This window comes from Staphylococcus sp. EG-SA-2 (genome assembly GCF_017152085.1).
In genome coordinates, this window is sequence record NZ_JACYHC010000140.1 from 1 (window position 1) to 543 (window position 543).

The 543-nt window shown below is 33.9% G+C and carries 2 protein-coding genes; both read left to right on the top strand.

The window, feature by feature from the left end; translation table 11 throughout:
• Window positions 1-482: winged helix-turn-helix domain-containing protein (arlR, locus tag IDG60_RS27190; RefSeq protein ID WP_206160400.1), on the top strand; the 482-nt coding region annotated here is incomplete at its 5' end.
• Window positions 479-543, top strand: a 65-nt coding sequence (locus tag IDG60_RS27195; RefSeq protein ID WP_425348372.1) for a hypothetical protein, incomplete at its 3' end; no start/stop codon positions are given. The genes arlR and IDG60_RS27195, both read left to right, overlap by 4 nt.

The window sequence follows — 543 nt, forward strand, 5'->3', positions numbered from 1 at the left end:
GCTTAGAAATTTGTCGCAAAATTAGACAACAACAATCTACACCTATCATTATAATTACAGCGAAAAGTGATACGTATGACAAAGTTGCTGGGCTTGATTACGGTGCAGACGATTATATAGTTAAGCCGTTTGATATTGAAGAACTTTTAGCAAGAATTCGTGCAATTTTACGTCGTCAGCCACAAAAGGATATTATCGATGTCAACGGTATTACAATTGATAAGAACGCTTTTAAAGTGACGGTAAATGGCGCAGAAATTGAATTAACAAAAACAGAGTATGATTTACTATATCTTCTAGCTGAAAATAAAAACCATGTTATGCAACGGGAACAAATTTTAAATCATGTATGGGGTTATAATAGTGAAGTAGAAACAAATGTCGTAGATGTTTATATAAGATATTTACGAAACAAGTTAAAACCATACGATCGTGACAAAATGATTGAAACAGTTCGTGGCGTTGGGTATGTGATACGATGACAAAACGTAAATTGCGCAATAACTGGATTATTGTTACCACGATGATTACGTTTGTCACGAT